Genomic DNA, 23,445 nt, shown 5'->3' with positions numbered 1-23,445 from the left:
CTATTAGTGCTGGACGAACTTTTACCGGGGGAGCGCACATGTCAATCCTGACCCGGCTGAGCCTCGCCAACAGAGGCCTCGTCGCCCTGATCGCCATCGTCATCACCGGCTTCGGGCTGGTCGCCATCCCGTCGCTGAAACAACAGCTGTTCCCGTCGATCGAGTTCCCCGCGGCCTTCGTGACCGCGACGCTCCCGGGCGCCGGCCCGGAGATCATCCAGGACCAGATCACCGAGCCGCTCGAGGACGCGGCGAAGGGTCTCGACGGGATCGACAGCGTCACCTCGACCACCCGTGAGGGCATCGCGACCGTCACCGTCGCGTTCGTCTTCGGCACCGACATCGACAACGCGGTCAACCAGCTCACGACCGCGGTCAACCGGGTGCAGCCCACCCTGCCCGACAACGTCACGCCGACGGTGTTCGCGGGCGGCACCGACGACATCCCGGCGATCGTGCTCGCCGCCTCGGGCAGCGGGGGCGAGAGCCAGCTGCTCGACCGGCTCAACGACACGGTCGTCCCGGAGCTGAACGCGATCGAGGGCGTACGGGACACGCAGATCACCGGCGCCCGCTCGGCCCAGGTGGTGATCACCCCCGACCTGGCCAAGCTCACCGCCGCGGGCGTCAACCCGCAGTCGCTCACCACGGTGCTGCAGCAGAACGGCGTCTCGGTGCCCGCCGGCGCCGTGACCGAGGGCAGCCGGTCGCTGACCGTGCAGGTGGGCAGCCCGCTCACCTCGGTCGACCAGCTCGAGCAGATCTACCTCACCGGCTCGCGCGGCCCCGTCCGGCTCGGCTCGGTCGCGTCCGTCGAGAGCAAGCTGCCGGCGCCCACCTCGTACACCCGGACCGACGGCGTCGAAAGCCTGGGCATCGCGGTCACCGCCCGGCCCGACGGCAACCCGGTCGACATCTCGCACGAGGTCCGCGACAAGCTCGCCGACCTGCAGGCGTCGTCGGGCGCCACGCTGACCGTCGTCGTCGACCAGGCGCCCTTCGTCGAGCGCTCGATCGAGAGCCTCACCACCGAGGGCCTGCTCGGCCTGGTCATGGCCGTGATCGTCATCCTGGTCTTCCTGCTGTCGGTGCGCTCGACGCTGGTCACGGCCGTGTCGATCCCGCTGTCCGTGCTCATCGCGCTGATCGCGCTCTGGGTCGGCGACTTCACGCTCAACCTGCTCACGCTCGGCGCGCTCACCATCGCGGTCGGCCGCGTGGTCGACGACTCGATCGTGGTCCTCGAGAACATCAAGAGACATCTCGAGTACGGCGAACCGAAGGTCCACGCGATCATCTCGGCCGTGCGCGAGGTGTCCGGCGCGGTGACCGCCTCCACGCTCACCACGGTGGCCGTCTTCGCCCCGATCGCGCTGGTCGGCGGCTTCGTCGGGCAGATCTTCTCGTCGTTCGCCATCACCGTCACCGTGGCGCTGCTCGCCTCGCTGTTCGTGGCGCTGACCGTGGTGCCCGTGCTGGCGTACTGGTTCCTCAAGCCCCCGCCCGAGGGCGCCGACACCGAGGCGATCCGCCAGGCCGCCGAGGAGAAGGAGCGGCGCAACCCGCTGCAGCGCGGCTACCTGCCGGTGATCCGGTTCGCCACCAAGCGGCGCTGGACCACGCTGGCGATCGGCCTGGTCGTGCTCATCGGCACCCTCGGCCTGTCCACCCGGCTGCAGACCAACTTCCTCGACCAGTCCGGCCAGGACTCGCTGAGCATCTCGCAGGAGATGCCGGTCGGCACCAACCTGGCGGCCACCGACGCCGCCGCCAAGCAGATCGAGGGCGTGCTCGCCGACACCGAAGGCGTCAAGACGTACCAGGTGTCGCTCGGCAGCGGCGGGGACTTCAACCCGTTCGCCGGCGGCGGCGGCGCCAGCACCGCCTCGTTCAACGTGGGCCTCGACGAGGACGCCGACGCCGAGAAGCTCACCGACGAGCTGCGCGACAAGTTCGCCACGATGAACGGCATCGGCGAGGTCACCGTCGGCGCCGACGACTCCGGCCTGGGCGGCGGCAGCGAGCTGTCGGTCCAGGTGAAGTCGGCGGACGCCGAGGCGCTCGGCACCGCGACCGAGCAGGTGCAGCAGGCGATGTCCGGCGTCGGCGGGGTCATAGACGTGACCAGCTCGCTGGCCGCCAGCGTGCCGCGGCTCGACGTGACCGTGAAGCGCGAGGTCGCCGCCCAGTACGGCCTGACCGAGGCGTCGATCGTGCAGAGCGTTGCGGGCGCGTTCCGGCCGGCCCCCGCCGGTCAGATGACGGTCGACGGCAACACGCAGGACGTCGTCATCTCGTTCGGCTCCCCGCCGGCCGGCCCGGCGGCGCTGCGCAACCTGCCGCTCACCACCGCCCGCGGCGCCGTGCCGCTGAGCCGGGTCGCCGACGTCAAGGAGGTCAACGGTCCCGAGGAGGTCACCCGGGTCGACGGCGACCGCACGGTCACAGTGACCGGCACGGCGACCGGCTCCGACCTCGGCGCCGCCACCCGCGACCTGCAGAAGCGGCTCGACGGGCTCACCCTCCCCGCCGGCGCCACGGCCACCATCGGCGGCGCCAGCGCCGACCAGGCCGAGGCGTTCCAGCAGCTCGGCCTCGCCGTGCTGGCGGCCATCGCGATCGTGTTCATCATCATGGTGGCCACGTTCCGCAGCCTCATCCAGCCGGTGATCCTGCTGGTGTCGATCCCGTTCGCGGCGACCGGCGCGATCGGCCTGCTGCTGATCACCGGCACCCCGCTGGGCGTGCCCGCGCTGATCGGTGTGCTGATGCTGGTCGGCATCGTGGTGACCAACGCCATCGTGCTGATGGACCTGATCAACCACTACCGCGCGGCGGGCATGGGCGTGCAGGAGGCGGTGATCGAGGGCGGTCGGCACCGTCTGCGGCCCATCCTGATGACCGCGATCGCCACCATCTTCGCGCTGATCCCGATGGCGCTCGGCCTCACCGGCGAGGGCGGCTTCATCTCGCAGCCACTGGCCATTGTGGTCATCGGCGGCCTGGTGAGCTCGACGCTGCTGACGCTGGTGCTGGTGCCGACGCTCTACACCATGGTCGAGAACAGCAAGGAGAAGCGGCGCCGGAAGCGGCTCGCCAAGCGTGACAAGGCGACGGCGCCTGTCGTTGCTCCCGTGCCCGCTGGTGTGGGTGGTTCGGGCGAGCCGGATGGCAAGCCGGCTCTGCGCGGATACACCGACCAGTTCGAGGTGCTGAAGATGCCCAAGGGGCCGGAGGGCGCCAAGTAGGCAGTGTTATTCGGGGCGGTCGGCCGGTTGCGGTCGGCCGCCCCTTCTTGTCGTCGGCGGTGCTTGGTTCGGCTGTCGATGCACTGTCTGCCAAGGCGCCGCCAGCGTGCTGTTCTGCCGGCCTCGCCGGGGCGTCGTTCCTCATCGGCAGCCAGCGGTGCTCCGCCGTCACGCATCCCGCCATGATCATCGACCACGCCGCGGCTCCGCCCGAAAATGATCATCCGGTGTGGCCATCCCTAACCCCCACCCACCCGGGGAGATGGGGCAGACGGTACGCGATGTCAAGAGGGCGAGGGCGGGTTGTCCACAGGGCTGTGGGCAGAGGCGACCGAGGCCACCCCGAGCGGTAACGTCAATGTACGTGGCAACAGCGTTCTCGGTCGTTACCCGCAACCGCGACTTCCGCCGCCTCTTCGCGGCTGAGCTGGTGGTCTTCGGGGCCGACTGGTTTGTGATGATTCCGCTGCTGGTGCTGCTGCCCGAGCTCACCGGCAGCGGCGTCTGGGGCGGCCTCGTGCTGGCCGCGGACACGGGGATCAACGCGCTGCTGCTGCCGTACACGGGAACGATCGCGGACCGGTTCGACCGGCGGAAGATCATGATGATCGCGAACGTGGCGGCGTTCGCGGCGGTGCTGTTGCTGTTCACCGTGCGGTCGGCGGCCACGGCCCCGCTGGCGCTGGTGGCGATCGGCGCGGTGGCGGTGGCCAAGGCGTTCTACTCGCCGGCGGCCTCGGCGGCGCTGCCGAACGTGGTGGACCCGGACGACCTGTCGGCGGCCAACACGGTCTCGGGCTCGGCGTGGGGCACGATGACGATCGTCGGCAGCTCGCTGGGCGGCGTGGTGGGTGCGGCGTTCGGGCCGTACGCCAGCTTCGGGGTCACGGCGGCCCTGCTGTTGCTGGCGGCGGGGCTGACGGCGATGATCCGGCGGCCGATGCAGGCGCGCCGGGAGGACAGCGCGCCGCGGGTGCCGACGCGGCAGGCGCTGCGGGAGTCGTTCGGCTATCTGCGGCGGAACCCGAGGATCCGGGCGCTGGTGACGGTGAAGATGGCGGCGGGGCTGGGCAACGGGGTGCTGACCGTGTTCCCGCTCATCGCGGCGCTGCATGGGGCCGGGGTGCTGGGGGCGGGGCTGCTTTTTGCCGTACGGGGGGGCGGGCGCGCTGGTGGGGCCGTTCGTGCTCGGACCGGTGATCCGCCGCCGCTCGTGGCTGTTCCCGGGGCTGGCGCTGTCGATGGCGCTGTACGGCATCGGGTATCTGGGGGTCGCCGTGACGCCGTGGTTCCCGCTGGTGCTGGGGCTGGTCTTCGTGGCGCACCTGGCCGGCGGGGCGAACTGGACGCTGTCGAACTACGCGTTGCAGGCGACGGTGCCGGATCGGCTGCGCGGGCGCGTGTTCTCCACGGACCTGATGCTGGCGACGCTGGCCATCGCGCTCAGCCAGCTCGGCGCGGCGGCCGTGGTCGACCTCGTCGACGAGCGGGTCATCCTGGCCGGCTGCGGGCTGGTCACGCTGGTCTATGCGATCGGCTGGCGCCTCGCGACCCGCCGGCTGACCGCGGCCGAGCCCTCGGCGGCCGAAGCGCCCGCCGGCTGATCGCGACCGAGCCTCGGCGGCCGAGGCGCCCTCCGGCTGACTGCCGCCGAGCCGTCGGTGGGCGAGGCGCGGTAGGAGGGAGAACCTGACGACCGCGTACGGGTGATCAAGGCCTACTCTGTGGCGATGGGCCTGACCTTCGCCACCGACGCGGTGTCCGTGCGCGTGCCTGCCACCAGCGCCAACCTGGGCCCCGGCTTCGACGCCCTCGGGCTCGCGCTCACCCTCCACGACGACCTCACCGCCCGGGTCACCGGCGGCGGCTTCACGGCCTCGGTGACCGGCGAGGGCGCCGGCGAGCTGCCCGGCGACGAGACGCACCTGGTGGTGCGCGCGATGCTGGCGACCTTCGACGAGCTCGGCGAGCGGCCGCCCGGCGTGGCAGTGGAGTGCGTCAACCGCATCCCGCAGGCGCGCGGGCTCGGGTCGTCGTCGGCGGCCATCGTCGGCGGCGTGCAGCTGGCCCGCGGCCTGGTGGCCGACGGCCGTGCCCGGCTGGACGACGAGGCGGCGCTGCGCATCGCCGCCCGGCTCGAGGGCCATCCGGACAACGTGGCGCCGTGCCTGCTCGGCGGGTTCACCATCGCCTGGACCGAGGGGTCGGGCGCCCGGGCCGTACGGCTGTCGCCCTCGGCGAGCGTGCATCCGACTGTCTTCATCCCGTCCGAGCGCGGCTACACCTCCTCGGCGCGGGCGGCACTGCCCTCCGAGGTGCCGCACGCCGATGCATCGTTCAACGCGGGCCGGGCGGCGCTGCTCACCCACGCCCTGACCGCCGATCCCGGCCTGCTGCTCGCGGCGACCGAGGACCGGCTGCACCAGGGCTACCGGGCCGAGGGCATGCCGGGCACCGCGTCGCTCGTGGCGGGGCTGCGCTCGGTCGGCGTGGCGGCCGTGGTGAGCGGCGCAGGACCTTCGGTGCTGGCGTTGACCCAGGTGCCGGGCGATTTCCACCCGGGAACAGAATGGCGCGCCGAGCCGTTGGGCGTGGATGGCGACGGTGCTCTTGTCAGAGGGAGTATGGTGGAACTCGCCTAGCGGGGCCCTGTTGCCGCAGGTCGCACGAGTTGACTACGCTCAAGACCAGGCACAGCCGCGAAGCAAGCGATCTCTGCGGTTCGGCGCGCACCCCCGAGACTTCTTGGCCGACCAGGCTGTCTCACCTCTCTCAAGGCACACGCCGGGCAGCAATCCCAGCGATCGCTGCACTCGCCGAGACCTACTCGCCAATGTCTGACGAGCAGGGACACCGTCGAGCTGCCGTGCTGCACAAACTCCCGCGCCGCTCGTGCGAGGCGGGTACCGCGACACCCGGCCACCAGGCTGCAGAAACCGGGGGTCACGGGCTTTTTCCGACGGAAGGAATCCATTGAGCGACACCACCGACGTGACGTCGGGTGTTTCTGACGTCGCTGATGCCGGCGCCGGCACCACCGCGACTGCCACGAAGCGCCGCCGGGGCGGCACGGGGCTGTCCGCGATGCTGCTGCCCGAGCTGCAGAGCCTCGCCGCGTCCCTCGGCATCTCCGGCACCGCCCGGATGCGCAAGGGCGAACTGATCACCGCGATCACCGAGCGGCAGAGCGGCGGAGCGCCCGCCGAGAGCGCGCCGCGCCCGCGCACCCGCGCGGCAGCCGCAGCCCCGGCGGCCGAGCCCGTCGTGGCGACCGCCCCGGTTGCCGCGACCGCTCCGGTTGCCGCGACCGCCCCGGTCGAGACCCCGGCCACCCCGGTCGAGAGCCGCGCCACCGCGCCGGCCGAGACCCGGGCCGCCGCCCCCGCCGAGGCGCGGACGCCGACCGATGCGCGCAACGCCGCCCCGTTCGAGACGACGGCCGCGCCGGCCGCCACGGCCGAGGCCCCGCAGACCGCTGCCGCGCAGCCGGAGGCGGCTCCGGCCACCGAGGGTGGCAGCCGTCGCAACCGCGACCGCAACCAGCGCGACAACCGGGACACGCGGGACAACCGCGACGCGCGGGACAGCCGCGACACCCGGGAGGCGCCGGCCACCGAGCAGGAGACGGGTGAGCGCACCGAGCGCCCGGAGCGGGGCGAGCGCAACCGCGATCGCAACCGCAACCGCGACGGGCAGCGGGACGACCGGCAGCGCGAGGACCGTCCCCGGGAGGACCGGCAGCGCAACGACGGCCGTAACGACAACCGCAACGACAACCGCGACCAGGGCCGTAACGACCAGGGCCGCAACGACCAGATCCGCGACGACGACGACGACAACGACGGCGAGGGCGGGCGTCGCAGCCGCCGGAGCCGGTTCCGTGACCGTCGCCGCGGCCGCGACCGTGACGGCAACGAGGCCGGCCAGCGCGACGGCGGCCGCGAGCCGCACGTCAGCGAGGACGACGTGCTCGTCCCCGTGGCGGGCATCCTCGACGTGCTCGACAACTACGCGTTCGTGCGGACCACCGGTTACCTCTCCGGGTCCAACGACGTGTACGTGTCGATGTCGCAGGTCAAGAAGCACGGGCTGCGCCGCGGCGACGCGGTCACCGGCGCCGTGCGGGCCACCCCCCGCGAGGGCGGCAGCGGCGACCAGCGGCGCGACAAGTACAACCCGCTGGTGCGGCTCGACACGATCAACGGGATGGAGCCCGAGGAGGCCCGGCGCCGGCCGGAGTTCTACAAGCTCACCCCGCTGTACCCGCAGGAGCGGCTGCGTCTCGAGACCGAGCCGCACATCCTGACCACCCGCGTCATCGACCTGGTCATGCCGATCGGCAAGGGCCAGCGGGCGCTGATCGTGTCGCCGCCCAAGGCCGGCAAGACGATGGTGCTGCAGGCGATCGCCAACGCGATCACCCACAACAACCCCGAGTGCCACCTGATGGTCGTGCTGGTCGACGAGCGGCCCGAAGAGGTCACCGACATGCAGCGCTCGGTCAAGGGCGAGGTCATCGCGGCCACGTTCGACCGGCCGCCGCAGGACCACACCACGGTCGCCGAGCTGGCGATCGAGCGGGCCAAGCGCCTGGTCGAGCTGGGCCACGACGTGGTCGTGCTGCTCGACTCGGTGACGCGGCTCGGCCGGTCGTACAACCTGGCGGCGCCGGCCTCCGGCCGCATCATGTCGGGTGGTATCGATTCGACGGCGCTCTACCCGCCGAAGCGGTTCCTGGGCGCGGCGCGCAACATCGAGAACGGTGGCTCGCTCACCATCCTCGCGACCGCGCTGGTCGAGACCGGCTCGATGATGGACACGGTGATCTTCGAGGAGTTCAAGGGCACGGGTAACGCCGAGCTCAAGCTCGACCGCAAGATCGCCGACAAGCGGGTCTTCCCGGCCATCGACATCGACCCGTCCGGCACGCGCAAGGAGGAGATCCTGCTCGGCAAGGAAGAGCTGGCGATCATCCACAAGCTGCGCAAGGTGCTGCACTCGCTGGACTCGGGCGCCGCGCTCGACCTGCTGCTCGACCGGCTCAAGCAGACCCGGACGAACGTGGAGTTCCTGATGCAGATCGCGAAGTCCACCCCGGGCGAATAAACCTGCAAAAGACGGCGGCCTCTCCGGAAACGGAGGGGCCGCTTCCTTTTGTCGCACAGCCTGTGTGTCCGATATTGGTCAGCGACGTGCGAACCTCCAATGCCGCGACGAGCGAGTCGATTGTCAAAACGGTGGGAGGTGCCGATGAACGTGCCCGGCTACCGGGACGTGCCGGTCGAGCCCTGGGATCCGGCCGCGCCGGCGGACCCCGGCGAGGCCGAGGATTTTCTGCGGCAGTGCTACACCGAGAACCCCCGGCTCGGGCCGGTCGAGCCGCGGCTGGCGATTGTCCGGGCCCAGATCGCCGCGACGGGCACCTACGTGCACACCCCCGACGAGCTGACCCACGGCGCGAAAGTGGCCTGGCGCAACGCGAGCCGGTGCATCGGCCGCCTCTACTGGCGCAGCCTGGTCGTGCTGGACCGTCGCCGCGCGCGGACCGCCGACGAGATCTACTCGCTGCTGGTCAGCCACCTGCAGACGGCCGGAAACGGCCAGCTCCGCCCGGTCATCAGCGTCTTCGCCCCCGCGCAGCCGGGCCGCCCGTACGCCCGGGTCTGGAACGAGCAGCTGATCCGGTACGCGGGATACCGCGGCGCCGACGGCTGCCCGGTCGGTGACCCCCGCCAGGAGCAGTTCACCGCCGCGATGCACGGCTACGGGTGGCGCGGCAAGGGCGAGCAGTTCGACGTGCTCCCGCTGGCCATCGAGACCCCGGACGAGGGCGTACGCCTCTACGAGCTGCCCGAGCGGGCCCTGCGCGAGGTTCCGCTGACCCATCCCGAGTACGGCTGGTTCGCCGAGCTCGGCCTGCGGTGGCACGCGGTGCCGGCCATTTCGAACATGCGGCTCACCATCGGCGGCGTGCACTACCCGCTGGCGCCGTTCAACGGTTGGTACCTCGGCACCGAGATCGGCGCGCGCAACCTGGCCGACGCCGACCGCTACGACATGCTCCCGGTGATCGCGGACCGGCTGGGGCTGGACACCTCCCGCGAGTCGACGCTGTGGCGCGACCGCGCGCTGGTCGAGCTCAACCGGGCCGTGCTGCACTCGTTCGAACGGGCCGGCGTCAAGATGTCCGACCACCACACCGAGTCGCAGCGCTTCCTCAAGCACATCGAGAACGAGGAGCGCGCCGGCCGTCGGGTGCCCGCCGACTGGACCTGGATCGTGCCGCCCATGTCGGGCGGGCTCACCCCGGTGTTCCACCGCTACTACGACGAGATGGACCTGCGGCCGGCGTTCTACCTCGACGAGGAGGCCGCGGCGCTGGCCCGCGACGGGTGCCCGGTCAGGCGAACTCGTTGACCGGGAAGTCGTCGCGGTGGCGCCAGCTGTCGGGGGTGCGCACGTGGTCGGCCCGCACCCACTTGAGCACCTTGAGCGCGAACTCGGCGGCCGGGATGCGCCCGGCGGCCCGGACGACGTAGCCCTCCGACGACGCGGGATCGCGCTGGGCGGCCCAGGCCGCCCGGGCCTCCGAGAGGCTGCCGCCGCGGTAGAGCACCGGCACCACGGGCAACTCCAGCCGCTGCGCCCAGTCGACCGTGTCGTCCCAGCCCAGCAGCGTGTCGGTCTCGTCCCAGATGCCGAAGACGATGAAGACGCCGGGCAGGTCGCAGTACGCGATGCTGCGCCGCGCCCACATCGACTCGCCGCAGACCCGCCAGTCGTCCGGGATCCGGTACGCCGTCATGGCCCACAGCGCCTTGGCCGGGCGGTCCCACGGCTGCGTGCCCGAGTCCGGCGAGCGGCCGTACATCGCGTCCCGGGTGAAGGTGAGGTTGCCGCCGTCGAGCTTCTCGGTCACCACCAGTTCGCCGTCCAACCAGGACAGGTCACGCTGCACCTTGTCGTCGCCCGTGGCGCCGGGCGAGTCGGGCAGGTGGTAGGTGCGCGGGTACTTCACCGGTCAGAAGTCTCCCTCCGCCACCTGGAACACGGTCAGGCCCAGCTCTCGCCACATCCGCACCACCTGCTGCCGGTCGTCGAAGACGCCGACGATGCGCCAGCGGCCGCTGATCTCCGCCTCGAAGATCTCGCGCTTGACGACCGCGTCCTTGCGGTTGTCGCCCTCGGGCCGCATGAATAGTGCTTCGTACGGCACGCCCACGTAAAGGTCCAGCCATGCCTCGGTCTCGGCGCGGGCGCTCGCGTCCCGTCCCGAGCAGAAGACGATGGCGTTGCCGGCCCCGTGCATGGCCCGGACCGCCGCGATTACGGCGTGGTTGGGCGCGTCCTCGCCGACCCGGTGCCAGTCGTACGGGCTGCGGCCGTTCATCAGGGCGACCGTGCCGTCGATGTCGACGAGCAGCGCCGGCGGCAGCTCCCCGGGTGGGTCGTAGGTCACACCCGGGCCGCCCGGATCGACGTACGGGACGGGCAGCGGCAGGTTCCGCCCGGCCAGGTACCGGTCGTACATCCGCCGGATCCCGTCCTCGCCGACCCGGTCGGCCGCATCCCGTACGGCGTCGCGCCGGATGCACTCCTCGAGCGGAACGTGGGTGAAGTCGTGCACCTCGAAGCCCGCGGAGTGCCGGGCGGCCGTTTCCGCCCACCGGCGTACGGTCTCGGCTCGCAGGTTCGTGTCGTCGACGATCACGCTGACGCCCCGGCGCAGCAGCGCCTCGACCGCGCCCTGCTGCACCCGGGTGACCTGAGCCTCGGCCCAGTCGGTGTAGAGCCGGCTGCCGTGCATCATGCGGCGCAGGTCGTCGCGGTTGACCCGGACCACGCGGGGCTGGAGCTTGCGGGCGAAGGTGGTCTTGCCGGACGCCGGCAGCCCACGAGTGATCAGCAGTCTCGTCATCCTCTGACCCCGATGGTCGAACGGCGGGAATGTCCGGGTGGCTACCCGTGTTGAAGCCCAGGTCACGCCGATTTCGCCGGGAAGCGACGGCATGGCAGACTAGTACATCGGCCACAAGGTTCCGGTTCACGCCCCAGCTCACCGCGACGGCGACCCGGCGACCAGTCCATCGAGAGGGACCGAGTAAAGATGAAGAGCGGTATCCACCCGGAGTACACGACCACCGAGGTCATCTGCTCCTGCGGCAGCACCTTCACCACCCGCAGCACCGCCAAGGGCGACATCCGTGTCGAGACCTGCAGCGCCTGCCACCCGTTCTACACCGGCAAGCAGCGCGTCCTCGACACCGCGGGCCGGGTCGCGAAGTTCCAGGCCAAGTACGCCAAGGTCAACGCGGCGAAGAAGAAGTAACTGCTTCAACGGCGCCCGTTCCCGGTTCTCCGGGGCGGGCGCCGTTCGCATGTCGGGGCATTTCCTAGGGGGAGACACCGTGAGCAACGACCGGCTGAGCAGCCTTCTCGAGGAGTACGCGCAGCTCGAGAAGCGGATGGAGGACCCGTCCATCCACGCGGACCAGGCCCTCGTGCGCCGGGTCGGCCGGCGTTTCGCCGAGCTGGCCCCGATCTATGCCGCGAACGCGGAGCTCGAGGCGGCCCGCGCCGACCTGGCCGCCGCCAAGGAGCTCGCCGCCGAGGACCCGGCCTTCGCCTCCGAGGTCGAGGCGGTCGCCGCCGCGCTGCCCCCGCTGGAGGAGAAGCTGGGCGAGATGCTCATCCCGCGCGATCCCAGCGACGCCAAGGACGTGATCATCGAGATCAAGGCGGGCGAGGGCGGCCAGGAGTCCGCGCTGTTCGCCGGCGATCTGCTGCGCATGTACACCCGGTACGCCGAGCGCCGCGGCTGGGTCGTCGAGGTGATCGACTCGCAGGAGTCGGACCTGGGCGGCGTCAAGGACATCTCGGTCGCGGTCAAGACCAAGGGCGTGCCCGAGGGCGGCCACGGCGTCTGGTCGCGGATGAAGTGGGAGGGCGGCGTGCACCGGGTGCAGCGCGTGCCCGTCACCGAGTCGCAGGGCCGCATCCACACCTCGGCGGCGGGCGTGCTGGTGCTGCCCGAGGCCGAAGAGGTCGACGTCGAGATCGCGCCGAACGACCTGCGCATCGACGTGTTCCGCTCGTCCGGGCCGGGCGGCCAGTCGGTCAACACCACCGACTCCGCCGTGCGCATCACGCACATCCCCACCGGCACGGTGGTGAGCTGCCAGAACGAGAAGAGCCAGCTGCAGAACAAGGAGTCGGCGCTGCGCATCCTGCGGTCCCGCCTGCTGGCGATCGCCCAGGAGGAGGCGGACGCGGCGGCGTCGGACTCGCGCAAGGCCCAGGTGCGCACGGTGGACCGCTCCGAGCGGATCCGCACGTACAACTTCCCGCAGAACCGGATCACCGACCACCGGATCGGCTACACCGCCTACAACCTCGACCTGGTGCTCGGCGGCGAGCTCGACGCGGTGCTGGACGCGCTGGGCGAGGCCGACCGGCAGGCGCGGCTGGCCGGCGGGTCTGAGATCGGCCGCCGGCCCTGACTCACATCACCGCGGTGACCTCGTACTGGTCGTCGCGGGTGCAGACCAGGTAGCCAGGCGCGGTCGAGCAGGGCCGGCCCGACATGGGGGCGATCGTGCCGAGCAGGTGCTGCCGGCCGGTCGCGAGATCCCAGCGGACCACCGCCGTACGGCCGGGTGGCGACACGGTCGAGCGCAGCATCACGACCGACCGCTCCCGCGTGTCGTTCCACGCGAGCGTGCCGGTGACCGGCTCACCCACGGGGCGGCCGCTCTCCGCGTCCACGAGCACGTTGCGGCCGTCGTCCAGCCCCTCGCCCAGCAGCAGCCGGTCGGGGCTCACCTGGAAGGCGTTGGCGGCGCCGTCGAGCCGCCACCGGTGGGCGCCCGTGCGGGGGTCGTAGGCCACCAGGCCCGAGCCGTCGTTGAGGCAGAGCGACGAGCCGCACGTGAACGCGTACCCGTTGGTGTCGGGCGCCTTCCACAGCTCGGCCATCGTGTCGGTGCGGTAGACGCTCATGTCGAAGGCCTCCCGGCGCGACCGGTTCACCACGAGCACGTCGGCGGTGCCGCTGAGGTCGTTGAAGTAGCCCTCGTCGGGGCGCGTCCGCGACCACCGGATCCGCGCCGAGCTGACCAGCGCTCCCGTCGCGTACGCGAAGATCTTGATCTGCCCGGAGTCGGTGGCCGTGACGACCTTGTCGGGATGCTCGATGGGGAGCACGGCGTGGTTGGTGACGCCCGGAGTGTCCCGGCTCCAGACCGTGCCGCGGTCGCGGAGCCGGACCAGCCGCATCCGGGCCAGGTCGGCACGCTCGGTGTACTCGGTGAACAGCGCGGTGCCGCCGTCGACGACGTACGGCTCGCCGGCCGTGCGCCACACCTCGGCGCCGGTCGCCATCGACACCGCGATCGTCTGCCGGTGGAACTCGGCGTGGAAGGCCGTCCCGTCGTCGGCCGACGGCACCGAGACGACCTGGCCCTCCGACGGGATCAGCAGCAGCCCGGCGGCCTCGGCAGCCTGCAGATAGCCGATCGTGGAGTCGAAGCCGCGCTGCCAGCGGACCGCGCCGGTGGCGAGGTCGTAGGCGGTGACCGACGCGGACCCGTTCGCCAAGCGGTGCACGAAGACGCTGTCGCTGCTCAGGGTGGTGCTCTGCGCCTGCGCGACCGACATGCTCCACACCGGACGGACGCCGTGGGTGCGGGGCACGGCGGAGCCGGCGAGGGTGACCGCGCAGAGGCCGGCGAGCACGCCGATCGCGGCCCGGCGCACGAACCGCGGGTCGAGGCGGGGCGAGCCCGTCGGTTCCGCCCGGCCGTCGGCCGCCGCGGGAATCTCGCCGAGCTCGATCGTGCCCATGGCGCCGGCTACGTCATCTCGGACAGCGGCCGGGTCGGCAACCGGTTCGCCGCGGCGGCGGCGAGCGCGGCGCTGAGCGTACGCCCCTGCACGCCCACCTCGGACCAGCCCGCCGCCAGGCTGATCGGCGTGCCCGGCACCAGGATCTGCCAGTTCTCGGCGTTGGTGGCCGCGGTGATCCGGCGCGACACCTCGGCCGCCTGCGCCGTGCCCGCGCCGGGCAGCACCACCACGAACTCGTCGCCGGCGAACCGGGCCACGAAGTCGCCGCGGCGCATCACCCGGCTGAGCACGCCGGCGATCCGCTGCAGCACCAGGTCGCCGCAGTGGCGCCCGTGCCGCGCGTTGACCTCGGTGAAGCCGATCAGGTCGCAGACGCCGATCGCCGCGCGCTCGCCGCGGGCCAGCATCGTGGCGACGTAGCGCTCGAGCTGGCGGCGGTTGGGCAGCCCGGTCAGCGGGTCGGTGAGCGTCTCGTCGCCGTAGCGGCCCGGGTCGCGCTGCGTCTCCTGGGCGTCCAGCCGGGCCGCGACGCCGTCGAGGTAGCCGTCGCGGAGCCGGTCGATGCGCTGGGCCGCGAGCCGGAACGCGTACCGGTCGGCGGAGTGCGCGGCGGCGTGATCGCCCGCGGCGGCGTGGCAGATGCTGCGCAGCCGGGCCGGCTCGGCAGCGCCCAGGATCTCGGCCGAGACCGGCACCGAATCCAGCATGGACAGAGCCAGCGCCGGGCGGCCGCCGGCCATCGTGAGGCAGACGTTGCCGAGGTGGCGCAGGTCGCGGGTGCGGACGCTGTCGCCGCCGCCGGTGAGCCACTCGGCCGCGTGCTGCTCGGTCTCCTCGCCGAGCGCCGCCCGGCGGGCCAGCGAGTAGCCGTACGCCGCGCGGCTGCCGGGGCGCATCTGGTCGGCGCCGATCGCGATGTAGCGGGTCAGCTCGGCGTCGATGTCGCGCAGCACCCGCAGGCAGCCGTCGGTGTCGCCCTGGTGGTCGAGCGAGACGGCGTTGCGCAGCCGGATGCCGGGCGCCGCGAAGATCTCGGGCGCCAGGCCGACCGCCGCGCCGACCTGGCGGGCCTGCTCGATCGCGGTCAGCGCGTGGCCGTGAAAGCCCAGGTAGGAGTACGCCATCGCGAGGTCGTGCCAGCCCCACGCGGTCTCCGAGTCGTTCTCGCGCACCGCGGCCAGCGCGCGGGAGGCCTGCACCAGGTGGGTCACTCCGCGGTCCAGGTTGCGCTCGAGGTGGGCGCCGAGCGCCGCGAACGCGTGCATCTGGCCGCGCAGATAGGGATCGGGGATCTCGCGCGTCGCGTTCTCGGCGGCGGACATCGCGGTGGCGAGCTCGGCGATGCGGCCCAGGTTGATCAGCGCCCCGAACCGCTGCACCAGCGCGTAGGCCCTGGTGGTCGGGTCGGTGGCGACGGCCAGCACGTCGTCGAGGATCGGCAGGGCCTCGGCCGAGCGCCCGTTCTGCTGCAGACGCCCGGCGCGGCGCAGCTCCTCGACGTTCTCCGCGAGCTGGTCCAACCAACTCACCAGGCGCCTCCCACCGGTGCCGCGCGTCCGCCCGCCGACCCGGCCGGTCGGCGTCGCACGTGACGTTTGAAGATTATGCCGTGGACACGGACTCGGAAGACACCTCCAGGACGCCGCTGAGCCGCGCGCTCGCCACGGCGGTCGTCGATCTGTCGGCCGCGGGAGTCGAATCGCCGCGGGTCGATGCCGAGCTGCTCGCCGCGTTCGTGCTGGGCATCCCGCGCGGGCGGCTGCTGCTGGTGGACACCCTGCGGCCCGAGGAGCTCGCTCGGTTCACCGGGCTGGTGGCTCGGCGGGCGCGGCGGATTCCGTTGCAGCATCTGCTCGGCACGGCCGCCTTCCGGCACCTCGAGCTGGAGGTCGGCGACGGCGTCTTCGTCCCACGACCCGAGACGGAGCTGCTGGCCGGGTGGGGGATCGAGCACACCGCGCCGGGCGCGACCGTGGTCGATCTGTGCAGCGGCACCGGCGCGATCGCGCTCGCCGTGGCCGACGAGGCGAAGCCGGGCCGCGTGGTCGCGGTGGAGCGGTCGTCGGCGGCGCTGGCCTTCCTGCGCCGCAACGCCGCCGGGTCTCCCGCGGTGGAGGTGGTGGAGGGCGACGTGACCGATCCGGGCCTGCTGCCCGACCTGCGCGGCGAGGTCGACGTGCTGCTCTGCAACCCGCCGTACGTCCCGGAGGGCACCGCCGTGCCGCCCGAGGTCGCCGAGCACGACCCGGCCGAGGCGGTCTTCGGCGGCGCCGACGGGCTCACCGTGATCCGGCCCGTGATCGAGCTGGCCGCCGTGCTGCTGCGCCCCGGCGGCGTGGTGGGCATCGAGCACGACGACGTGCACGGCGAGGCGGTCCCGGCGCTGCTGCGCGCCGACGGCAGGTTCGCCGAGGTGGCCGCCCATGCCGACCTCACCGGGCGGCCACGGTACGCCACCGCCCGGCGCACCTGATCGATGTCGCGCTGCGCATGGCACACTGCACGATGTGATGCTCTACGACTGCCGTACGACCGCGGACCGGGATCGCGGCATCGCCGCCGCCGTCGAGGCGGTCAAGAGCGGTGAGCTGGTCGTCATGCCGACCGACACGGTCTACGGCGTCGGCGCGGACGCGTTCACCCCGCACGCGATCACCTCGTTGCACCACGCGCGCAGCGTCACCGACCGGGTGCCGCCGCCGGTGCTCGTCGGCTCGCGGCACACGCTCGACGGCCTGGTCTACTCGCTGCCCCGGGCCGCGCGCGAGCTGGCCGACGCGTTCTGGCCGGGCGCGCTGACCCTCTACGTCGAGCACTCGCCGAGCCTGCAGTGGGACCTCGGCGAGACCGGCGGCCGGATCGCCGTCCGCATGCCGCTGCACCCGGTGGCGCTCGAGGTGCTGCGGGCCGTGGGCCCCATGGCCGTCACCACCGCCAACAAGGTGGGCCGGCCCGCGCCGGCGACCGCCGAGGCGGCCCGCGACCAGCTCGAGTACGCGGTCCGCGTCTACCTGGAGGCCGGCGAGGCGCACGACCCCGCGCCCAGCACGATCGTCGACGTGACCGGCGAGGTCCCGCAGGTGCTGCGCGCGGGCGCCATCCCGTTCGGCAAACTCAGGGACGTGGTGCCGGACATCGTGCCCATCGACGGGGTCGGGTTCTCCGCGCCGACAGGCGCCGGCAGCGGCTCAGCGGAGGCCTGATGGCGCCGTTCACCGTGCTGCACGTCTGCATGGGCAACATCTGCCGGTCGCCGATGGCCGAGCGGCTGCTGGCCCGTGCCGTCCGCGACCGCGTCGGCGAGCACGGCGACCAGCTGGTGCGCAGCGTGAGCGCCGGCACCGGCGGCTGGCACGAGGGCGAGGAGATGAACCCGCCCGCCGCCCGTCAGGTGCTGGCCCGCGGCGGCTCCGACGCCGGCTTCGAGGCGCGCAAGCTGCGCGGCGACTTCATCGACGAGGCCGACCTGATCCTCACCGCGACCGCCGACCAGTACGACTACGTCGTCGCGCTGCGCCCCGACGCCGCCGAGCGCACGTTCGTCACCGGCGAGTTCGGCCGGCTGCTCGGCGCGGTCGACGCGGGCGCGCTGCCCCCGGCCGAGCCCAAGCCCGACGCGGTGCACGCCCGCGGGGCGGCCATCGTCGCGGCCGTGAACCGGTTGCGCGGCGCCGACGGCCCGCTGCCCGGCGACGACCTCGACGACCCGTGGGGCCGCGGCGACCAGACGTTCCAGCGCATCGGCGACGAGATCGAGGACACCACCGTCCCGTTCGCCGTCCTCCTGCTGCCGTGAGGATCGTCAAGCCGGACGCCGAGGGGCTGCGCCGCGCGGTCGAGGTGCTGCGCGCCGAGTCGGTCGTCGCGTTCCCCACCGAGACCGTCTACGGCCTGGGCGCGAACGCGTTCTCCGCCAAGGCCGTCGGCGAGATCTACCGGCTCAAGAACCGGCCGTCCTGGAACCCGCTCATCGTGCACGTGGCGAACGTGGCGGCCGCCCGGGACCTCGCCGAGACGTGGCCCGACACCGCCAACGAGCTGGCCGCGCAGTTCTGGCCGGGACCGCTGACGCTGGTGGTGCCGCGCGCCCGGCACCTGACCGGGGTGGGCGCGGGCAACGACACCATCGCGATCCGGATCCCGGCGCACGAGGTGGCGCTGCGGCTGCTCGAGGCGTCCGGGCTCGCGCTCGCCGCGCCCAGCGCCAACCGCTCCGAGAGCATCTCGCCGACCACCGCCGAGCACGTGCTGCGCAGCCTGCCCGACGTGCCGCTGGTGCTCGACGGCGGCCCGGCGTCGTGGGGCATCGAGTCGACCGTGCTGGACCTGACCGGAGCGATCCCGCGGCTGCTGCGGCCGGGCGCCCTGCCGTTGCGCGCGCTGCGCGACGTGGCCGGCTCGATCGACCTTCCCGACGAGGGGCCCTCCGACGGCGCGGTCCGCTCGTCGCCCGGCATGAGCCGACGCCACTACGCGCCGCGCGCCACGCTGGTGCTGGTCAAGGACGTACGGGACGTCGAGCGCGACCCCTCGGTCGGGGTGCTCACCTACGAGACCGCCGACGTGGAGGGCGCGGAGATCCTCTCGGCCGACCCCCGCGAGTACGCGGCCGACCTCTACGCGGCCCTGCACCGCCTCGACGACGCCGGGGTGGCCAAGATCGTGGTGCAGGAGCCGCCGCAGACGGAGGACTGGCTCGCCGTCCGCGACCGCCTCAGCCGGGCCGCTGCTCAGTAGCCCTCTCGGCGCCGCGGGCGATGTTGCGGACCATCCCGGCGAAGATCACGCCGTGGAACGGCACGACCGAGGCCCAGTACGCGTGGCCCGCCAGCCCGCGGGGCAGGAAGATCGCGCGCTGGCGGTAGACGCTGCCGCCGTTGCCGTCCGGGGAGGCGCTCATCTCGAGCCACGCCCGGCCCGGCACCCGCATCTCGGCGCGCAGCCGCAGCAGCCTGCCCGGCTCGAGCTCCTCGACCCGCCACCAGTCCAGCGCCTCACCCACCCGCAGGTGGTCGCGGTCGCGGCGGCCCCGGCGCAGCCCGACGCCGCCCACCAGCCGGTCCAGCCAGCCGCGCACCGACCAGGCCAGCGGGAACGAGTACCAGCCGTTCTCGCCGCCCACGCCCTCGATGACCCGCCAGAGCGCCTCGACCGGCGCCCGCACCTCGCGGGAGCGCTCGTCGACGTAGATGCTGCCGCCCGACCACTTCGGGTCGCTGGGCAGCGGTTCGGCGGCCCAGTCCCGGCCGGCCGGATCCGACCAGCGGGTCTCCACGTTCGCGTCGCGGATCTTGCCGAGCGCCAGCCCGACGGCCTCCTCGAAGCCGAGCGGCTCGCCGGGCACGTACTCGGCGATGTCGTTCTCGTGCGCCACGGCCTCGTGGATCAGGCTGGCCACCAGCGGGCGGGCGATCGCGTTGGGCACCGGGGTGACCACCCCGACCCAGTGGGCCGACAGCCACGGGCTCAGCGGCCGCAGCGGGAGGATCACGCGGCGGCGCAGCCCGGCGACCCGGGCGTAGCCCTGCATCATCTGGGCGTACGTCAGCACGTCCCGGCCGCCCACGTCGAAGCCGCGGTTGACCTCGGGCGGCAGGGTCGCCGCGGCGATCAGGTAGCGCAGCACGTCGCGGACCGCGACCGGCTGGATCCGGTTGCTGACCCACCGCGGGGTGACCATGACCGGCAGCCGCTCGGTCAGGTAGCGCAGCATCTCGAACGACGCCGAGCCGGAGCCGATGATCACCGGGGCGCGCAGCACCGCGGTCGGCACCCCGCTCGCGAGCAGGATGCGGGCCACCTCGGCGCGGGAGCGCAGGTGCGGTGAGGGCTTCTCCTCGGCCGGTGGCTCGGGACCGCCGAGGTAGACGATGCGCGAGACGCCGGCCGCCTTGGCCGCGAGCGCGAAGTTGTCCGCCGCCTCGCGGTCCAGCGCCTCGAAGTCCTTGCGGCCCAGCGAGTGGACCAGGAAGTACGCCACGTCGACGCCCGCCATGGCCGCCGTCAGCGTCTCGGCCTTGTTGAGATCGCCCTCGACCACCTCGGTCCGCGCGGCCCACGGCACGTCGCGCAGCCGTTCGGCGCTGCGCGTCAGGCAGCGCACCTCGTGGCCGGCGTCGAGCAGGCGGGGCGCGAGCCGACCGCCGATGTATCCGGTCGCACCGGTCACCAAACACCGCACAAACAGAGACAGTGCCCTCGAAGGGCCCTGGTTAAGCCATATGCTCGAAACCGGCACCGCTGCCTACTCGACGGAGGGCACGTGGACACGTTCTGGGGGCCGGACTTCGCCGCGCTGGAGCGTGCCGATCCGGAGATCGCCGATGTGCTGCTCGCCGAGGTCGACCGCCAGCGCCAGGGGCTGCAGCTGATCGCCAGCGAGAACTTCACGTCCACGGCCGTGCTGGCCGCGCTCGGGTCGACGCTGGCCAACAAGTACGCCGAGGGCTACCCGGGCGAGCGCTACTACGGCGGCTGCCTCGAGGCCGACCGGGCCGAGCGGCTGGCCGTCGAGCGCGCCAAGGACCTGTTCGGCGCCGAGCACGCCAACGTGCAGCCGCACTCCGGGGCCGCGGCCAACCTGGCGGCGTACGCGGCGCTGGCCGAGCCCGGCGACCCGGTGCTGGCGATGGAGCTGCCGCACGGCGGGCACCTGACGCACGGCAGCCGGGTCAACTTCAGCGGCAAGTGGTTCCACCCGATCGGCTACCGCGTCACCCGCGACACCGAGCAGATCGACTACGACGAGGTACGCGACCTCGCGCTCGCGCACCAGCCGAAGATCATCATTTGCGGCGCCACCGCGTACCCGCGGCTCATCGACTTCGCCCGGTTCCGCGAGATCGCCGACGAGGTGGGCGCGTATCTGGTGGTCGACGCCGCGCACTTCATCGGGCTGGTGGCCGGGCGGGCGATCCCGTCGCCGGTGCCGTACGCCGACGTGGTCACCTGCACCACGCACAAGGTGCTGCGCGGCCCGCGGGGCGGCATGATCCTGTGCCGCGCGGAGCTGGCCCAGCGCATCGACAAGGCCGTGTTCCCGTTCACCCAGGGCGGACCCATGATGCACGTCATCGCGGCCAAGGCCGTGGCGCTGCGGGAGGCGTCGCTGCCGGGCTTCCGCTCGTACGCCCGGCAGGTCGTCAGGAACGCGCAGGCGCTGGCCGCGGGCCTGGCCGCCGAGGGCATGCGACCGGTCGCCGGCGGCACCGACACCCACCTTGCGCTGGTCGACCTGCGCGGGCTCGGCGTGTCGGGACGCGAGGCCGAGGCGCGCTGCGAGCTGGCCCGCATCACGCTCAACAAAAATGCCATCCCGTACGATCCGGAGCGACCCGCGGTGGCCTCGGGCATCCGGGTGGGCGCGCCGAGCGTGACCACCCAGGGCATGCGCGAGGGCGAGATGCGGCAGATCGCCGGCCTGATCGGCGTCGCCGTAGGCAGCGATCCGGACACCGCGGGCGGGGCGTCCCGGCTGGCCGACGCCGCGGACGAGGTGGCTGCTCTGGTGCGACGGTTCCCGGCGTACGGGCGGCAGGAGGTGATGGCTTGAACACCGAGGTCGACGAGTACGAGCAGGAGCGGCAACGCGCGCTGGAGTTCCAGCGGCAGCTCGCGGCGGAAAGGGACGAGGAGGACGGGCCGCTGCCCGACCTGCCGCCGCTGCCCGCCGATCCGCGGTGGCGGGTCGCGCACCTGCCGTTCCTGAGCGCGGTGTCGTTCGCGCTGCTGCTCTGCGCGTCGTCCGCGGGTTTCTTCGCCGGTGGGGCGCCCTCGGCGCTGGGCGCCGCGGCGGGCGTGCTGATCGTGACCGTCAGCTTCACGATGTCGACGCTCGTCATCGCCTGGGCCGACACGGTGCGGCCCGCCATGCTGATGCCGCTGGCCCTGTTCACGTACGTGCTGAAGTACGGCGCGCTGGGCGTCGTGCTCGCTTTCGGCGTCTCTGTCGACTGGGCCGGTAAGAACGCGCTCGGCTGGGGAATCGTCGCCGGCGTGGTCGTCTGGACGGCGGTGCAGGCCTGGTGGTTCCACAAGGTCAGTCGCCCGAACTGATCGTCTGGCGGCCGTTTTGCAGCGTTAGCGTCCGATTCGTGGTTTGTTGACCACGAAACGGTGACGTGAACGGTCGTGGCGTGTCAGGTTATGGCGAAGGGGGAGTACCGTGTCCTTCCAGTTGCGAGACCCCTGACGCCTGGACAACTGCGGTTGTGCGGGGGGTCGCGCTTAGCCTCGTGTTTCCTGCTGATATCGTTCGGGCCGTCATGACCGGTCAAGAACCTCCCAGGAATTCCAACAGCGACGACGATCCGCCTCCGCCCGACACGGGCATGGGCATGACGGCGGTCGCCTACCTGCTTTCGGGCATGTTGGTGTGGGGAGCGATCGGTTGGCTGGTTGATCACTGGGTCGGCACCACGGGCATCTTCGCCGGAATCGGCGCGGTCCTGGGGATCGGCGGCGGTGTCTACCTCATTGTGCGCCGTCTCGGCGCCTGAGAAGGAAAGGGCTACGGTGACCGGTCAGTCGATCGTCCTCGCAGCGGATGTTCCGTTCCCGCCGAGTGTCGAGGACTTCTACCTGCCCGCCATCCTGCCGTGGGGCGAGCACAACTCGTACTGGTTCACGAAGATCACGGCGCTGATGTGGGTGTCGGTCGCGGCGCTCATCATCTTCTTCCTGGTCACGTACCGGAAGCCGAAGCTGGTGCCGACCAAGAAGCAGTGGATCGCCGAGAGCATCTACGGCTTCGTGCGCAACAACATCGCGGTCGACATGCTCGGCAAGCGGGGCGTCAACTTCGCGCCCTACCTCACGACGCTGTTCGTGTTCATCCTGCTGATGAACTTCTGGGCCATCGTGCCGTTCGCGCAGATCTCGCCGAACTCGCACATCGCCTTCCCGGCCGTTCTCGCGGTCATCAGCTATGTGATGTTCATCTATGTCGGCATGAAGCACCACGGCGGCTTGAAGTACTTCAAGCACGCCCTGATCCCGCCGGCGCCGTGGTTCATCCTGCCGCTGCTGATCCCGATCGAGTTCTTCTCGACGTTCCTCGTGCGGCCGTTCTCGCTCGCCGTCCGTCTGTTCGCCAACATGTTCGCCGGCCACATGCTGCTGCTGGTGTTCACGCTGGGCGGCTTCGCGATGCTGAACGCCAACGCGTGGTTCGCGCCGTTCTCGCTGGTGTCCTGGGTGATGACCATCGCCCTGACCTTCCTCGAGTTCCTGGTGATCTGTCTGCAGGCCTACGTCTTCACGGTGCTGACCGCGAGCTACGTCCAGGGCGCACTCGCCGACGAGCACTGAGCTGTTGATCGCACCACCTCGCATCACCCCGTTTGTCGTCCCG

The 23,445-nt window shown here is 72.1% G+C and carries 19 protein-coding genes and 1 pseudogene; 15 read left to right on the top strand and 5 right to left on the bottom strand.

What is annotated here, in order from left to right; translation table 11 throughout:
* Positions 1-38 precede the first annotated feature (38 nt).
* From ACSNN8_RS07585 to ACSNN8_RS07565, 5 genes and pseudogenes are all read left to right on the top strand, one after another.
* Positions 39-3,248: an efflux RND transporter permease subunit gene (locus ACSNN8_RS07585; protein WP_436647874.1), complete on the top strand. Its 3,210-nt coding sequence runs from the start codon at positions 39-41 to the stop codon at positions 3,246-3,248.
* Between the two features lie 358 nt (positions 3,249-3,606).
* Positions 3,607-4,852: pseudogene (locus ACSNN8_RS07580) on the top strand (MFS transporter).
* Between the two features lie 126 nt (positions 4,853-4,978).
* A complete protein-coding gene (gene thrB / locus ACSNN8_RS07575; protein ID WP_436647872.1) occupies positions 4,979-5,890 on the top strand; it encodes a homoserine kinase in 912 nt (303 codons plus the stop codon).
* 331 nt (positions 5,891-6,221) lie between these two features.
* A complete protein-coding gene (gene rho / locus ACSNN8_RS07570) occupies positions 6,222-8,354 on the top strand; it encodes a transcription termination factor Rho (RefSeq protein ID WP_436647871.1) in 2,133 nt (710 codons plus the stop codon).
* A 144-nt stretch (positions 8,355-8,498) separates the two neighbouring features.
* Positions 8,499-9,665, top strand: coding sequence for a nitric oxide synthase oxygenase (locus ACSNN8_RS07565; protein ID WP_436647869.1), 1,167 nt, complete (start codon positions 8,499-8,501; stop codon positions 9,663-9,665).
* Here the strand turns inward: ACSNN8_RS07565 and ACSNN8_RS07560 are convergent.
* Positions 9,649-10,266, bottom strand: a complete 618-nt coding sequence (locus tag ACSNN8_RS07560) for an RNA ligase family protein (RefSeq protein ID WP_436647867.1) — start codon at positions 10,264-10,266, stop codon at positions 9,649-9,651. The genes ACSNN8_RS07565 and ACSNN8_RS07560 overlap by 17 nt on opposite strands.
* A gap of 3 nt (positions 10,267-10,269) precedes the next feature.
* Complete coding sequence (locus ACSNN8_RS07555; RefSeq protein WP_436647865.1) at positions 10,270-11,166, bottom strand: AAA family ATPase; 897 nt, start codon at positions 11,164-11,166, stop codon at positions 10,270-10,272.
* A gap of 189 nt (positions 11,167-11,355) precedes the next feature.
* Here ACSNN8_RS07555 and rpmE point away from each other — a divergent pair, with 189 nt between their 5' ends.
* Positions 11,356-11,577: a 50S ribosomal protein L31 gene (gene rpmE, locus ACSNN8_RS07550; protein ID WP_436647863.1), complete on the top strand. Its 222-nt coding sequence runs from the start codon at positions 11,356-11,358 to the stop codon at positions 11,575-11,577.
* A 79-nt stretch (positions 11,578-11,656) separates the two neighbouring features.
* Complete coding sequence (gene prfA / locus ACSNN8_RS07545; protein WP_436647861.1) at positions 11,657-12,748, top strand: peptide chain release factor 1; 1,092 nt, start codon at positions 11,657-11,659, stop codon at positions 12,746-12,748.
* Position 12,749: 1 nt separating this feature from the next.
* Here the strand turns inward: prfA and ACSNN8_RS07540 are convergent, their stop codons facing one another.
* Positions 12,750-14,090, bottom strand: a complete 1,341-nt coding sequence (locus ACSNN8_RS07540) for an outer membrane protein assembly factor BamB family protein (RefSeq protein WP_436647859.1) — start codon at positions 14,088-14,090, stop codon at positions 12,750-12,752.
* An 8-nt stretch (positions 14,091-14,098) separates the two neighbouring features.
* Positions 14,099-15,622 (bottom strand): diguanylate cyclase domain-containing protein, encoded by a 1,524-nt coding sequence (locus tag ACSNN8_RS07535; RefSeq protein WP_436647857.1) that lies wholly within the window; start codon positions 15,620-15,622, stop codon positions 14,099-14,101.
* 80 nt (positions 15,623-15,702) lie between these two features.
* On the opposite strand from ACSNN8_RS07535, the gene prmC reads away from it, so the two are divergent.
* From prmC to ACSNN8_RS07515, 4 genes are read left to right on the top strand one after another with little or no spacing between them, the layout of a single operon-like run.
* Complete coding sequence (gene prmC, locus ACSNN8_RS07530) at positions 15,703-16,566, top strand: peptide chain release factor N(5)-glutamine methyltransferase (RefSeq protein ID WP_436647855.1); 864 nt, start codon at positions 15,703-15,705, stop codon at positions 16,564-16,566.
* A gap of 37 nt (positions 16,567-16,603) precedes the next feature.
* The gene (locus ACSNN8_RS07525) at positions 16,604-17,296 is read left to right on the top strand and encodes an L-threonylcarbamoyladenylate synthase (protein WP_436649456.1); all 693 of its coding nucleotides are present in this window, start codon (positions 16,604-16,606) and stop codon (positions 17,294-17,296) included.
* Positions 17,296-17,889: a phosphotyrosine protein phosphatase gene (locus tag ACSNN8_RS07520; protein WP_436647853.1), complete on the top strand. Its 594-nt coding sequence runs from the start codon at positions 17,296-17,298 to the stop codon at positions 17,887-17,889. The genes ACSNN8_RS07525 and ACSNN8_RS07520 overlap by 1 nt, the downstream gene beginning before the upstream one ends.
* Entirely contained in the window at positions 17,886-18,830 is a 945-nt protein-coding gene (locus ACSNN8_RS07515; RefSeq protein WP_436647851.1) for an L-threonylcarbamoyladenylate synthase, read from the top strand. Before ACSNN8_RS07520 ends, ACSNN8_RS07515 begins: the two co-directional genes overlap by 4 nt.
* On the opposite strand, the gene ACSNN8_RS07510 is transcribed toward ACSNN8_RS07515, so the two are convergent.
* On the bottom strand, positions 18,808-20,274 hold the full coding sequence (locus tag ACSNN8_RS07510) for an SDR family oxidoreductase (RefSeq protein WP_436647849.1): 1,467 nt from the start codon (positions 20,272-20,274) through the stop codon (positions 18,808-18,810). The genes ACSNN8_RS07515 and ACSNN8_RS07510 overlap by 23 nt on opposite strands.
* Positions 20,275-20,355: 81 nt before the next feature.
* Here ACSNN8_RS07510 and glyA point away from each other — a divergent pair, with 81 nt between their 5' ends.
* From glyA to atpB, 4 genes are all read left to right on the top strand, one after another.
* Positions 20,356-21,645 (top strand): serine hydroxymethyltransferase, encoded by a 1,290-nt coding sequence (gene glyA, locus ACSNN8_RS07505; RefSeq protein ID WP_436647847.1) that lies wholly within the window; start codon positions 20,356-20,358, stop codon positions 21,643-21,645.
* Positions 21,642-22,148: a hypothetical protein gene (locus ACSNN8_RS07500; protein WP_436647846.1), complete on the top strand. Its 507-nt coding sequence runs from the start codon at positions 21,642-21,644 to the stop codon at positions 22,146-22,148. Before glyA ends, ACSNN8_RS07500 begins: the two co-directional genes overlap by 4 nt.
* 209 nt (positions 22,149-22,357) lie before the next feature.
* Entirely contained in the window at positions 22,358-22,591 is a 234-nt protein-coding gene (locus ACSNN8_RS07495; RefSeq protein WP_436647845.1) for an AtpZ/AtpI family protein, read from the top strand.
* A 16-nt stretch (positions 22,592-22,607) separates the two neighbouring features.
* The gene (gene atpB, locus ACSNN8_RS07490; RefSeq protein ID WP_436647844.1) at positions 22,608-23,402 is read left to right on the top strand and encodes a F0F1 ATP synthase subunit A; all 795 of its coding nucleotides are present in this window, start codon (positions 22,608-22,610) and stop codon (positions 23,400-23,402) included.
* Positions 23,403-23,445 lie beyond the last annotated feature (43 nt).

It is taken from the genome of Actinoplanes sp. URMC 104, assembly GCF_051386375.1.
GTDB lineage: Bacteria > Actinomycetota > Actinomycetes > Mycobacteriales > Micromonosporaceae > Actinoplanes.
Note: the sequence above shows the minus strand (reverse complement) of the source record. Positions and strands in the feature narration are given on the sequence as shown.